The 12,869-nt window shown below is 50.9% G+C and carries 13 protein-coding genes; all 13 read right to left on the bottom strand.

The features are described from left to right. Positions 1-15: 15 nt before the first annotated feature. The 13 genes from gmk to B5E53_RS13275 all read right to left on the bottom strand — a co-directional run bounded on the left by gmk (position 16) and on the right by B5E53_RS13275 (position 12,685). Complete coding sequence (gmk, locus tag B5E53_RS13340) at positions 16-645, bottom strand: guanylate kinase (RefSeq protein WP_343215653.1); 630 nt, start codon at positions 643-645, stop codon at positions 16-18. Further along, on the bottom strand, positions 635-910 hold the full coding sequence (locus tag B5E53_RS13335; protein WP_087315848.1) for a DUF370 domain-containing protein: 276 nt from the start codon (positions 908-910) through the stop codon (positions 635-637). Before B5E53_RS13335 ends, gmk begins: the two co-directional genes overlap by 11 nt. 11 nt (positions 911-921) lie before the next feature. Continuing rightward, entirely contained in the window at positions 922-1,809 is an 888-nt protein-coding gene (locus B5E53_RS13330; protein ID WP_343215652.1) for a YicC/YloC family endoribonuclease, read from the bottom strand. A gap of 64 nt (positions 1,810-1,873) precedes the next feature. Further along, positions 1,874-2,410: a Holliday junction resolvase RecU gene (locus B5E53_RS13325; RefSeq protein WP_087315846.1), complete on the bottom strand. Its 537-nt coding sequence runs from the start codon at positions 2,408-2,410 to the stop codon at positions 1,874-1,876. A gap of 13 nt (positions 2,411-2,423) precedes the next feature. Next, positions 2,424-3,545: an RluA family pseudouridine synthase gene (locus B5E53_RS13320; RefSeq protein WP_087315844.1), complete on the bottom strand. Its 1,122-nt coding sequence runs from the start codon at positions 3,543-3,545 to the stop codon at positions 2,424-2,426. Next, positions 3,542-4,309, bottom strand: a complete 768-nt coding sequence (locus tag B5E53_RS13315; RefSeq protein WP_087315842.1) for an SDR family NAD(P)-dependent oxidoreductase — start codon at positions 4,307-4,309, stop codon at positions 3,542-3,544. Before B5E53_RS13315 ends, B5E53_RS13320 begins: the two co-directional genes overlap by 4 nt. Positions 4,310-4,320: 11 nt before the next feature. Beyond that, positions 4,321-6,258: a YgiQ family radical SAM protein gene (locus B5E53_RS13310; RefSeq protein ID WP_087315840.1), complete on the bottom strand. Its 1,938-nt coding sequence runs from the start codon at positions 6,256-6,258 to the stop codon at positions 4,321-4,323. A 7-nt stretch (positions 6,259-6,265) separates the two neighbouring features. Continuing rightward, the gene (locus B5E53_RS13305; RefSeq protein ID WP_087315839.1) at positions 6,266-7,063 is read right to left on the bottom strand and encodes a pseudouridine synthase; all 798 of its coding nucleotides are present in this window, start codon (positions 7,061-7,063) and stop codon (positions 6,266-6,268) included. A gap of 24 nt (positions 7,064-7,087) precedes the next feature. Next, on the bottom strand, positions 7,088-8,716 hold the full coding sequence (locus B5E53_RS19800) for an RsmF rRNA methyltransferase first C-terminal domain-containing protein (RefSeq protein WP_087315837.1): 1,629 nt from the start codon (positions 8,714-8,716) through the stop codon (positions 7,088-7,090). Positions 8,717-8,729: 13 nt separating this feature from the next. Next, on the bottom strand, positions 8,730-9,533 hold the full coding sequence (locus B5E53_RS13295; RefSeq protein ID WP_087315835.1) for a GTP pyrophosphokinase family protein: 804 nt from the start codon (positions 9,531-9,533) through the stop codon (positions 8,730-8,732). Positions 9,534-9,765: 232 nt separating this feature from the next. Continuing rightward, entirely contained in the window at positions 9,766-10,245 is a 480-nt protein-coding gene (gene rnhA, locus B5E53_RS13285) for a ribonuclease HI (protein ID WP_087315831.1), read from the bottom strand. Positions 10,246-10,414: 169 nt separating this feature from the next. Beyond that, complete coding sequence (gene spoIVA, locus B5E53_RS13280; protein ID WP_087315829.1) at positions 10,415-11,884, bottom strand: stage IV sporulation protein A; 1,470 nt, start codon at positions 11,882-11,884, stop codon at positions 10,415-10,417. 105 nt (positions 11,885-11,989) lie between these two features. Beyond that, positions 11,990-12,685, bottom strand: a complete 696-nt coding sequence (locus B5E53_RS13275) for an aspartate/glutamate racemase family protein (protein WP_087315827.1) — start codon at positions 12,683-12,685, stop codon at positions 11,990-11,992. Between the last annotated feature and the right edge of the window lie 184 nt (positions 12,686-12,869).

The raw sequence follows: 12,869 nt of genomic DNA, 5'->3' as shown, positions 1-12,869 counted from the left end.
TCCTTTCTGCAATCATTACTGATACTTCTTTAAACCACTCTTCAGACTTTCGATAAAATCTTTTCTACGGCTCACACGGCAGGACTCGCTTTCAATAATGGAATGAATCTGCGCCATGCATTCTTCCAGTTTTCCTTCCTCGTTATTGACGATATAATCATAGACAGCGATACTCTCGGCTTCTTCCACCGCCCGGCGCATTCTCTTTTCGATTACTTCCGGCGCCTCGGTACCCCGGCCCACCAGTCTGTTTTTCAGGATCTCGATGGACGGCGCCGTGATGAACAGCAGAATCGCATCCGGATACTGTTCCTTGATCTTCATGGCTCCCTGCACTTCAATCTCAAGGATGACCACCTGGCCTTCCGCAAGACTGTCTTCCACAAACTTTCTCGGCGTTCCGTAATAATGTCCCACATACTGGGCATACTCAATGTATCCGTTGTAGTCTATAAGACTCAGGAATTCATTTTCTGTCTTAAAAAAATAATCCTTCCCGTCCTGCTCTCCTTCCCTCGGCTTCCTCGTGGTGGCCGAAATGGATAATCGGTACCCGTATTTATCCACCAGCGCGCGGGAAACGGTTCCCTTGCCTGCTCCGGAAAAGCCGGAAATCACAACCAGCGTTCCTCTGTTATCCATCATTTTCTTCCTCTTTCTCTTCATTTTTAAGACCGCCTCTGCACCGGATGGCTATGGTCTCCGTGGTGAGCGCTGACAAAACCAGATGTCCGCTCTCCATGACCATGGCTGTCCTGGTCCGACGTCCGCAGGTGGCATCCACCGCCATTCCTTCGTCCCTGGCATTCTGGATCATCCTCTTGACCGGAGCCGCGTCGGTACTCACCAGCGAGACGATCTTATCTGCATTTACCATATTTCCAAATCCAATATTGATCAGCTGTGCCATATGTTCTCCGATTATTCTATATTCTGCACCTGTTCCCGGATTTTTTCAATCTCTGTCTTCAGATCGATGGCCATGTTGGAAACTGTGATATCGTTGGCCTTTGACAAAATAGTATTGGCCTCCCGGTTCATCTCCTGGGCGATAAAATCAAGCTTCCTTCCCACGTTGCCTCCACGAATCAGTTCCTCTTCCATGTTGCTGATATGGCTTCTGAGACGAACCGTCTCCTCATCCACACAGATCTTATCCGCGTAAATGACCACTTCCGTGGCGATCCGGCTCTCATCCACATTGGAATCGGCCAGGAGTTCTTTCACTTTGTCCGTGAGCTTCTTCCGGTAATCTCTCACCATTTGCGGATAGCGTTCCTCGATACCGGCGATGTTGCCGGTCATCCCTGAAAGCTTCTGAAGAATGTCTGCCTTCAGCTGCTCTCCTTCTCTCTCCCGGCTCTCCATAAACTGCAAAAGGGCCTGCTCCACGGCCTGAAGCAATGTCTCTTCCACTTCTTCCGGATTCAGCTGCGCGTCATTGATCATCAGAACCTCCGGCATCCTTGCAATACGAAAGGCTGTGACATCGTCTTCAATGCCCAGAGTCTCCGACAGTTCTCTGACCGCCCGGCAGTACTCCATGCCCAGTCCTTTATTCAACTGCACACATGCCGCATGCTCCGACAAATCTTCGTATCCGATAAAGACATCCAGCTTGCCCCGGTGCACTGCCTTCTTGATGGCGCCCCGCACCGTGTTCTCCAGACTGTTTAACTTCTTTGGTATCTTAATATTCAAATCGCAGTATCTGTGGTTGACCGCTTTTATCTCCACAGTAATTTTGCATTGTTCGGTCACAATTTCACTGCGGCCAAATCCGGTCATGCTTTTTATCACTCTCTTCACCTCATCTCCTGGTATTGCACGCAATTTCAAAGGTATTATATATGAAAACAAACCGTTCGTCAATTCACTGTTTCCGCTCTTTTAAATCTTTCTGCAGGGTCACCAGATAGTGGATGGCCGCGCCGTTTCCGCAGGGCACAAAGAATTCTTTTTCCAGCTCCGCATATTTGAAATGTTTCGGCCCTCCCGCTTTCATGCGGTCCCAGTATTTTTTCAGCTCAGCAAACCGCAGGTAATAACATTCCTGCCGGTGGGAAAAATAGATGAGCAGAAAACTGATTCCGTCCTGTTCTTCATATTCTTCCATGAACTCCATCTGATGCTGATGGACGTTCTGCAGGGGGAAGGTATCCGTGTGACACTCCTTGGCGTCAAAACAGACCGGAACTCCCTGCACCGCTCCGATGTAATCCACCGTACTTTTTTTCTCAAAATACGCCAGGGTAATATGGCGGCTGTTCTTGTCAAACCGCACCGGCGTGATTGGCGTCGGCACCTTCTGAATAAGCGCCAGTTTTTTGTCTCTGTATTTCTGATTCGTGTAGTTGATCATTTCCTCGAGAACGGAACCTCTCAGTCCTCTGGATGTCCATGTCGCCATATAACTCTACCTCTTATTCTATATAGGAAGACAGACCGAAAACCTCCATGGCCCTTAAAAACGGCTTCGGCGGCGGGTCGATCACGTGAAGTTCTTTTCCGTCTTCCGATGCAGGGCTTCCCGGCGCTCTCAGCTCATAGCTGTGAAGCATCTGGTAGTTGACGCCGGTCTTTCGCTTCAGACGATCATTTTCTCTGCGGTCTCCATACTTATAATCACCGAGAACCGGATGTCCCTCTGACGCGAGATGGGCGCGGATCTGATGGCTTTTGCCTGTGATCAGGCGCACCTTTAAAAGTGTCGCCGACGGCGACGACGCCAGCACCTGATACCAGGTTTCCACCGGCGCAGCTCCTTTTTCCGGATGACGGGACAGGGTGACCGTATTCTTTTTCTCATCTTTGTACAGCCATCCTTTGATCTTTCTGTCCTCTTTTATGACGCCCCGGACCAGGCAGAGATAATACTTCTCCAGTCCCCGCTCCCGAAGCAGCCGGCTCAAAACCTGCAATCCTTTCGTCGTAATGCCGCACAGGACAATTCCGCTGGTATTTCGGTCCAGCCGGTTGGCCACAGAAGGCCGGAATACCGACGTTGTTTCTTCTTTTATAATACCGGTTTCCCGGCAGTAATCCAAAAGATAGTCATTGAGGGAATCATCCCCCGGCTTTGCCTTCTGGGTAAGCATCCCCGCAGGCTTATGAAAAATCAGAATATCTTCCGACGCATAGAGCAGGCGGACCTGGCGGCGCAGCGCCTTTTCTTCCTCTGTTCTGCCGCTGCCGGACACCACTCGCCCGGGTCTTTTCTGCCCGTTTTGGCTCTGTCCGGTTTTCTTTTGTTCCGGGGCCGTCTCCCCGTTTGTGCCCGCCCCGGTTCCTTCCTTTCCCGGGACTGCTCTGCTTCCGGCGGACATGCCGGTGAATTTCGCCAGCGTTTCCTCGGAAAAGAAAATCTGGATGGCATCGCCCTCTTTGATTTTTTCTTTTCCCTCGGCTTTCCTGCCGTTGAGCTTGATATTTTTTTTGCGCAGCATCTTATGAAGGAATCCGTTGGCGGCTCCCGGCATATATTTCTGCAGATAGCGGTCGAAGCGCTGTCCTGCTTCCGCTTTTGTCACGATAATTTCTCTCATTTTTTCTGTCTTCCCATAAAATGCAGGAATACCTTGTGGGGCAGCACCTTGGACGCCGTGTGAAAAAGCTTCATTGGCTTTCCGTACACAGAAATCTCCCTGCCGGCCATGTTATCCCTCCACGCCTTTCTTACTACCTTTTTCGGATCTGCCATTACCATCTTCTTGTAAGCAGGCAGATGTTTCTGTTCTGCCGCCCGCTTGAAAAACTCCGTCTTCACTGCTCCCGGACAGACCACCGTGATGCCGAGATTCTGCTCCCTGCACTCCACCCGGAGACTTCTGACAAAACTTAACACAAAAGCCTTGGTCGCCGAGTACACGGCAAAGCCCGGCTGAGGAAGAAACGCCGCCGAAGACGCCACATAGATCATCCTGCCGCCTCTTTCCATATAAGGCAGGACCATGGTCGTCAGCTCCACCACGCTGCGGCAGTTGACATCCACCATCTCCAGCTGTTCCTCCACATCAATCTCATCGATTCTTCCCATAATGCCGAAACCGGCACAGTGGATCATCAGTGATATTTCCGGCTGCACCTTCTGCAGTTCTTCTCTTAAGACCGCCAGATCCTCCCGCTTCTGCATATCCAGCGGCAGCACCCGGAATGTCTGTTCTGTATAATGTTTCTGCCATGCCTCCAGCCGGTCCTTTCTTCTGGCAATCACCCAGATTTCATCCAGATTCAACTGTTCACTCATGGTCAGCTTCACAAATTCTTTCCCCATACCGGAGGAGGCCCCGGTGATAATCCCAATTTTCATAATACTCCTCCTTATCCGTGTTTTTTCTTCTTATGCACATGACGGATGGTCTTTTTCTTCTTTGTCTGCGTTTTTGTCCCCCTCTTTCCGGACCATCGCCTTTCTGCGTTTCCTTCCTTTCCGGATGTTTTCTTCCCGTGTCCCGGACGAGGCGGGATCAGACATTTCTCTCCGTAACCGATCAAATCTTCCCGTCCTGCCGCCAGCAATGCCTCTTTAACAATCGCGTAATTATCCGGATTCCGGTACTGTATGAGCGCCCGCTGCATTTTCTTCTCCCTGGCGCTTCTTGGCACATAGACCGGCTTCATGGTCCGTGGATCAAGGCCCGTATAGTACATACAGGTGGAAATCGTTCCCGGCGTCGGGTAATAATCCTGCACCTGTTCCGGCATATACCCCAGATCTCTGACATATTCCGCCAGCTCCACGGCCTCTTTGAGTCCGGAACCGGGATGGGAGGACATGAGATACGGCACCAGGAACTGTTTCTTATTAAGACGCCGGTTCATGGCATGATACTGCCGGACAAAGCGCTCATATACATCGTTGGCCGGTTTTCCCATCATGGCGAGCACCGGATCACTGATATGCTCCGGCGCCACTTTCAGCTGTCCGCTCACATGATACTCGCAGAGTTCCCGGAGAAAATCCTGATTGTTTTCCGCCAGCACATAATCAAAGCGGATGCCGGAACGGATAAATACCTTTTTCACTCCGTCCACCTGGCGCAGCTTCTTTAATAAAGAAATGTAATCCCGGTGGCTGCTGTCCAGATTCGGACAAGGTTCCGGAAACAGACACTGCCGGTGACTGCAGACGCCCTTTTCCAGCTGTTTTTTGCAGGCTGGATGACGGAAATCCGCCGTCGGCCCTCCCACGTCATGAATGTATCCCTTAAAATCCGGGTCCTTTGTCATCTCCCTGGCTTCCCGGAGAATGGATGCATGGCTGCGCACCTGCACACGCCTTCCCTGATGAAAGGTAAGGGCACAAAAACTGCAGCCGCCAAAACATCCCCGGTTGCTGACCAGCGAAAACTTCACTTCCTGAATGGCAGGTACGCCGCCCTGTGCATCGTAAGAAGGATGCCAGGTTCTCTGATAAGGGAGGGCATAGACCTCGTCCATCTCCTCCGTGGTCAGAGGCAGCGCCGGAGGATTTTGTACCACATATTCCTTCTCCTTATATGGCTCCACCAGACGTTTTGCCGTCAGAGCGTCCGTATTCTGGTACTGCCGGTAGTAGCTTCTGGCATATTCTTCCTTTGATTCCAGTATTGCCGGATAAGACGGAAGCAATTCATACTCACCGGAAAGCTCCGACAGACTGTGACAGCGAAATACCGTTCCCCGCACATAGGTGATTTCCTTCACCGGGATCCCCGCCTGCAGCGCCTCGGCAATCTCCAGCACCGAATGTTCCCCCATGCCGTACATCAAAAGGTCAGCGCCGGCATCCAGCAGCACAGAACGTTTTACGGAGTCACTCCAGTAATCATAATGAGCCAGCCGGCGCAGAGAGGCCTCGATGCCTCCCAGCAGAATCGGCGTCTTTTTATAAGTTTTCCGGATCAGATTGCTGTAAACGATCACCGCCCGGTCCGGCCTTCTGGAAAATCCGCCGCCCGGCGTGTAGGCATCCTGATGCCGTCTTTTTTTGGCGGAAGTATAATGATTGACCATGGAATCCATGTTGCCCGCCGACACGAGAAAAGCCAGTCTCGGTTCGCCACAGACGGTGATGCTGGCGTCGTCCTTCCAGTCCGGCTGGGCGATCACCGCCACCTTATAGCCTGCGTTTTCCAGCAGTCTTGTGATGATCGCCATCCCAAAAGAAGGGTGATCCACATAAGCGTCTCCGGAAATATAGACAAAATCTGCCTGTTCCCAGCCACGCTCCTTCATTTCATTTTTATTGGTCGGCAAAAAGCCTCTTTGTCTGTCCATCCTGCTCTCACTTTCTGTCCGTTATCTCTCTTTTTAAAGCCTGTACTTCCTCCCCGGTCAGAGGGCGGTACTGCCCCGGTTTCAGATTCTCATCCAGCTGCAGGCTACCCATGGAAATGCGTTTCAGATAAAGTACCTCTCTTCCCACTGCCTTTGCCATGCGTTTGACCTGATGGAACCGCCCTTCCTGAACGGTAATCAACACGCCGTTTTTTTCCGTCCCGGCCTGTCCTTCCGGCCGGAAAACATTTTCCTGCTCCGCTTCCAAAGCTCCAGTCCCCGTCTGTCCTTCCGGCGCGGGCACGAGTCTTGCCGGCAGAGCCGGCTTCTCATCTCCGATATCAAGCCCTGACGCAAAGGCATCCTGCTCTTTCCGCCCCACCGGCCCGTCCAAAACGGCGTAATAACATTTGTCCACATGCTTTCTCGGCGAGAGAAGCGCATGGGCCAGAGAGCCGTCATTGGTCAAAAGCAAAAGTCCTTCCGTATCTTTATCCAGTCGTCCCACAGGGAACAATCCCCGGACCGGTTCCCGGACCAGGTCGAGCACCGTGCGTTCCCTTCCGTCCTCGGTGGCGGAGATGACCCCCTGAGGTTTGTTGAGCATGAGATAGGTGTATTTTTCATAACTGCAGAGCTTCCCATCCACTGTCACCCGAACAAGCCCGGCATCCACCTTTGTCTCCGGCCTCTTTATCACTTCACCGTCCACACAGACTCTGCCTTTTTTCAGATACTGTTTCGCTTCGCTGCGGGTAAGCCCCGCCGCCTGGGTCAGATATTTATCCAGCCGCATACGTTCCATGGTTGTTCTCCTTCACTTTATCTGTCACATTTTCCGCCAGCCCGGCGCAATTTTATTTTTGATATTTCCGCGGTTACTTTTCCCCCAGCCCAGAGGAAGACCGTCCACGCAGATGAGGACCCAGCCATCCCGGCAGCCGGCCTCCACGGTCTCTCCGCGCAGATATTTTTCCACCCGGATATCCTCCGGAGAAAATGTCACAATATTTTCATAGTCTTCCGGACGAAGGGCCATGGCCAGCGCCTGCCCCGGCTCAAAACGTTTCTTCTTGCAGTCGCCCAGATAGAGACCGGAACGGACAACCCGAAGTCCCTGCATGTCCGGACAGTTTTCCGGGAGCAGGAAAACCCTCTCCTCTATAAACTGCAGTCGTTCTTCCGGAATCTCCAGACGGCACTTTTCAAAAAACTGCCGCATTTCTCCGGACATACCGGCAGCCCCCGGGGCCTCCGGGGCATTTTTCTTTTTGCCGCCCCCTGTATTTGTTTTTCTGCCGTCTGACAGAGGATTCCTTCTGGCATTTTTCCTGCGTTTTTTCTCCCGCCGTCCACCTGCCGCCGGGTCTGTCGTCGCCCCGGCTACATTCAAAGCCGTCGTCGTTCTTTCATCCGCTGCGGACGGAACAGCTGTCATTGTCATATCTCCGGTTCCGGCTGAAGCGGCCGCTGCACCTTGGCCCGGCTGTTTTCCAGGACGGCTGCTCTCTCCGGAGAACCGACTGCCGCCGGTCTCTTCTCCCGGCCGTTCTTCTTTTTTGAACAACGCCGCAAACTGTCCTTCGCCGTCCACCCGGTGATTCCAGAACCGCCGGCAGTATCTGAGACTTTCCTCTCCGCTTTTACTCCACCGGGGGTGTCCTTCATCCACACCGGGATAAAGAGGCAGAGATTCCAGCCGGAAATTCTCCGCATTATCCCCTCTCAGCAAAGTCTCCACCACCTGTTCATCCTCCTCCGGAGAATAGGTACAGGTGGAATATAGCAAATATCCGCCGGGACGGACCATGGACGCCGCCTGTCCGAGAATCTCCTTTTGCAGATCGCTGTAACGCCTCACTTCCTCCGGCGACCATTCCGCTGCCATGGAAGGCTCCTTCCGGAACATTCCCTCTCCGGAGCACGGCGCATCCACCAGCACGCAGTCAAAATATCCCGCAAACCGCTCCGCCAGACGCTCCGGCGTCTCACAGGTGATCAGGGCGTTTTTTACTCCCGCCATCTCCATATTTTTAAGAAGCGCCTTGCATCTTGAAATGCTGATATCATTGGCGATGAGAACTCCCTGTCCCTGCAGCTTCGCCGCCAGCGCCGTGGTCTTTCCGCCGGGCGCTGCACACAGATCAAGTACTTTATCCCCCGGTTTTACCGGCAAAAAAGAAGCAGGAGCCATGGCGCATGGTTCCTGTATATAATAGGCTCCCCCGTAATAAAATGGATGCAGGGAAAGGCGTTCTTCCCCGTCATAATAAAATCCATTTTCGCACCACGGAACCGGTTTCACAGCAAACCGGCGGAAAAGATCCGCCGGTTGTGTCTTTAACTGATTCACCCTGAATGTCTGCCCGTACTTTTTGGCAAAACTGCCTGCATAATTGTCATAGTCCTCTCCGAGAAGCTTTCGCATTTTCTGTTCAAATTCTTCTGGCAAATGCATCTTTTGTCCTCCATCATGTCAGGCTCTGGGTCTGGTATCCTTCTGAAATAATATCCAGCTGGCTGGCAAAATGCTGCAGCTGCATCATATCATCTGTCACATAGACTTTATAAAATTCATCCTGAATCTTCGTGACCTCTCTCTTGTTGGCCACCTTATAGAGATTCTGAATATTATTGAGAATATCTTTCACCAGATTCTCCTTCTTCTGGTGAGAATTCTGCGCATCCATAATCTCATCCCGGACATCCGACATGGCTTTGTCAATCTCTATGATGGCCCGGGAAGCGTCAATCAGCTTCTGCTGTACGTAATCCGGAATATGTTCTTTGTATTTGTACTGCAGGGAATGCTCGATGGTCGCCCAGAAATTCATGGCCATGGTCCGGATCTGTATCTCCGCCCTCAAGGTCTTGGGCCCCTTGATGGTATTGACCGTGTAATCCACGATGATGTGATAACTGCGGTATCCGCTGGCCTTCATGTGATTAATATAATCTTTCTCACACTTCACCACCATATCCGTGCGTTCCTTGATCATATGCACCACCCGGTCGATGTCTTCCACAAACTGGCAATTCAACCGGATGCCGGCAATATCTTCTATCTTCTCTTCAATATCATTCATGGATATCTCTTTCCGTTTCATCTTATCCAGAATGCTGACAATACTTTTTAATCTTCCTTCGACAGATTCAATTGGAGAATACAATCCCCGGGTTCTGTGCTCTGTAATAACATGATTGAACTTCACCACCATCTCGTCTACGGCAAGCTGGTAAGGGTCAAGCAGTTCCCGCCATAGCTGTATCTCCATATCATCACCTCCCACTGAAATAGTCCTGTGTCATATCTCATATCAGTATAACATATAATAGAAAAAAAAGCACTTCTTTCGTAATTTTTTGTGAAATTCATCCAAAAACTTTTCACAATTCGTCTTCTTTGTCTCTTTTCGGAAACTTTTTTGTCCGTCTTTCACGCAGACAGGAGATTGGCACCCCATGGCTGTGATATCCCGCAGTCCGGGATAAAAATGTATCTCCGTATCATTCCAGGTACATTCCTCCGTCTTCCGGCAGATCATCCTGCAGCGCCGCCGCCACCGCCAGGGCGTCACACCGTTCATTTTCCGGATGTCCCGCATGTCCTTTTACCCAGTGAAAGCTGACCGTATGGGGCTCCATGGCCGTCAGCAGGCGCTTCCACAAATCGGTATTCTTCACCGGTTCTGTCCGGTTTCTCATCCAGTTCTTTTTCTTCCATCCGTCTATCCAGTGTTCATTAAAGGCCTTCACCAGGTACTGAGAGTCCGAGTAAAGATCAACCTGGCAAGGTCTGATCAACGCCTCCAGCCCCACAATGGCGGCCAGTATCTCCATACGGTTGTTGGTCGTCTGCTTAAATCCTCCGGACAGCTCTCTGCGGTGACAGTTCCCTTTTGCATCTGTGTAAAGAAGCACCGTTCCATAGCCGCCCGGTCCCGGATTGCCTCTGGCTGAGCCGTCGGTATAAATCGTTACTCTCAAAAGTCCCTCTCCTTTTCTTCGAACGTTTTTTCATCATTATAGCATCTTCATTGGAAAAAGCAAAGAAAAAATCCTTCGAAGCGGCATGGATGTATCACAGCCGGTCAATACCAGATCTAAGACCGGCCAATGCCATCTTTTACACCCTCGAAGAATTTTCTCTCCCTGCTCAGATAATAATACAGATCAGACCGCCGCTGCTCTCGTTGACGATTTTCTCCATGGCGCTCTGCAGCTTTTCCTGGCTGTCTTCATTGATCTTTGTCACTTTGCCGGAAATACCGTCATCCACCAGCTGTTCCAGCGTCTTTCCAAAGATATTGACATTCCAGATTTCCTTCGGGTCTCCGCCCGCCTGCTCCCGGATGTATGTAATCAAATCCTCCGCCTGCAGCTGCGTTCCGACGATCGGGGCGATTTCCGTGGAAAGATTGGCGCGGATGAGATGAATGGACGGCGCCTCAGCCCGGATTTTCACGCCGAATTTGCTGCCATGTTTGACAATTTCCGGCTCCGACAGCGTAATCTCAGAAAGCACCGGTTTCATGACGCCGTATCCCCTTTCTCTGGCATCAGTGAGCGCCTGAGAAACTTCCTCGAATTCCTTCTTTTTCTCGGAAAGTTCCTTCATGATCCGAATGAGATGGTATTCACTTTTGATGGAAATTCCCGTTAGATCTGAGAGGATCTCATAATAGTAGGAATCCCGGATCTGAATTCTCACTTCCACTTCCCCGGTATCCATATGGATGTTCTCCACTTTGGCAGATTCCATATATTCGTTCTGAGGAACAGGTTTCTGATAGATATCCTTCATCTTCTCCTTATCCGTCAGATATTCTCTCATGAGATCCAGAATGGATTTCTTCATCCAGTGGTCATCCCGCAGAGTCTCCACCCATTTCGGCAGATAAAAGCCCACAGAAGACAGCGGAAATTCCAGCAGTACATTTTTCATGATTTCCAGAATGTCTTCCTTCCTGAGCTGATCACAGTTGACCGGCATCACCGTGGTGCGGTACTCCTTCGTGAGATTTTCCGCCAGATTCTGCGTCGCTTTGGAATACGGCCGGTCGCTGTTTAAGAGTACCAGAAACGGCTTTCCGATGGCATTCAGCTCCTCCACCGTCCGCTTTTCCGCTTCCACATAAGAATCCCTCGGAATCTCCCCGAACGAGCCGTCGGTAGTCACCAGAATCCCGATGGTGGAATGATCCCGGATCACCTTCCTCGTGCCATATTCCGCCGCTTTGGTAAACGGCACCTCATAATCAAACCACGGCGTCTTCACCAGACGCTCCTGCCCGTTTTCCAGATGTCCGCCGGCGCCCATGACCATAAATCCCACACAGTCAATGAGGCGCACCTTTACCTTCATATCTTCCATGGGAAGCTCCACCGCTTCCTTCGGAATGAACTTCGGCTCCGTGGTCATGATGGTCTTCCCGGTACCGCTCTGGGGCATTTCATCCATGGCCCTCTGGCGCTCATGCTCGTCGGCAATCTCCGGGAGAACCATCAATTCCATGAACCGTTTGATAAAGGTGGACTTGCCGCTTCGCACCGGACCCACCACACCCAGATAGATTTCACCGCCGGTTCTTGCTGAGATATCCTGATATATATTATTTTTTTCCATGAAAAATCCCTCCCCAATACTAATGCAGTATATGCGGCCGGGGAGGGAAATAGACCGGAAGATCCGGAAAGTTTTTCTATAAATTCAAGCAGCAGACCGTCCAAGTCATTCCTGATCAATCGAAGCCAGGGCCGCTTTTCTGGCGTGGATCTGTGTCGTATCAAAAACCGGCAGTGAAGTGTCCTCCTGATGCACCAAAAGTCCGATTTCCGTACATCCCAGAATTACCCCCTGTGCGCCCTTTAGAGCCAGCGCATCAATAATTTTTAAATATTGTTCTCTGGAACCGGACGATATCATACCCAGACACAGTTCATCATAAATCACACGGTTCACAATCTCAATGGATTTCTCATCAGGAATCAACACTGTAATACCGTTTTCCTCCAGTTTCTTCTTATAAAAATCCTGAGTCATAGTGTACTTTGTACCCAGCAGAGCAACTTTTGTGATCTGATTTTCCTTCAGAACCTCGGCGGTAGCCTCCGCGATATGCATGACAGGTACATGTATCCTGTCCTGAATCTCCGGCGCCACCTTATGCATAGTATTAGTGCAGATCACAATGAAATCAGCCCCCGCCTTTTCCAGATTCCGGGCAGCTTCCGATAAAATATCCGCGCTCTTCTCCCAATCTCCCTCGGACTGGCATTTTTCAATCTCTGCAAAATCCACACTGTATAGCAAAATCCTGGCCGAATGCAGTCCGCCAAGCTTCTCCTTGATGGTCTCATTGATGATCTGATAGTACGTAACTGTACTCTCCCAGCTCATGCCACCTAATAATCCAATCGTTTTCAATGATGTCAACTCCTTTCGTTGTCTAAAAAATGGGATTTGTAAATCTCTGTGCAGCCCACAGAAGACTGCTTTACCGAAGACAAGGCATTGATAAAAGTTCTCCTCCTCCACTTCGGCAGACTGGTACCTGGCTGTATTTCGTCAATATAAATCAGACGCCTGCGCTCACAGTCGTCGTCAAACC

The organism is Eubacterium sp. An11 (assembly GCF_002161065.1).
Taxonomy (GTDB): Bacteria; Bacillota; Clostridia; order Lachnospirales; family Lachnospiraceae; genus Anaerobutyricum; species Anaerobutyricum faecale.
This window is presented reverse-complemented; position numbering and strand designations above follow the sequence as displayed.

Coding starts and splice junctions, on each gene's coding strand:
- gmk (WP_343215653.1), bottom strand. CDS start 645: ATGATGGATAACAGAGGAACGCTGGTTGTGATTTCCGGCTTTTCCGGA.
- B5E53_RS13335 (WP_087315848.1), bottom strand. CDS start 910: ATGGCACAGCTGATCAATATTGGATTTGGAAATATGGTAAATGCAGAT.
- B5E53_RS13325 (WP_087315846.1), bottom strand. CDS start 2,410: ATGGCGACATGGACATCCAGAGGACTGAGAGGTTCCGTTCTCGAGGAA.
- B5E53_RS13320 (WP_087315844.1), bottom strand. CDS start 3,545: ATGAGAGAAATTATCGTGACAAAAGCGGAAGCAGGACAGCGCTTCGAC.
- B5E53_RS13315 (WP_087315842.1), bottom strand. CDS start 4,309: ATGAAAATTGGGATTATCACCGGGGCCTCCTCCGGTATGGGGAAAGAA.
- B5E53_RS13310 (WP_087315840.1), bottom strand. CDS start 6,258: ATGGACAGACAAAGAGGCTTTTTGCCGACCAATAAAAATGAAATGAAG.
- B5E53_RS13305 (WP_087315839.1), bottom strand. CDS start 7,063: ATGGAACGTATGCGGCTGGATAAATATCTGACCCAGGCGGCGGGGCTT.
- B5E53_RS19800 (WP_087315837.1), bottom strand. CDS start 8,716: ATGCATTTGCCAGAAGAATTTGAACAGAAAATGCGAAAGCTTCTCGGA.
- B5E53_RS13295 (WP_087315835.1), bottom strand. CDS start 9,533: ATGGAGATACAGCTATGGCGGGAACTGCTTGACCCTTACCAGCTTGCC.
- spoIVA (WP_087315829.1), bottom strand. CDS start 11,884: ATGGAAAAAAATAATATATATCAGGATATCTCAGCAAGAACCGGCGGT.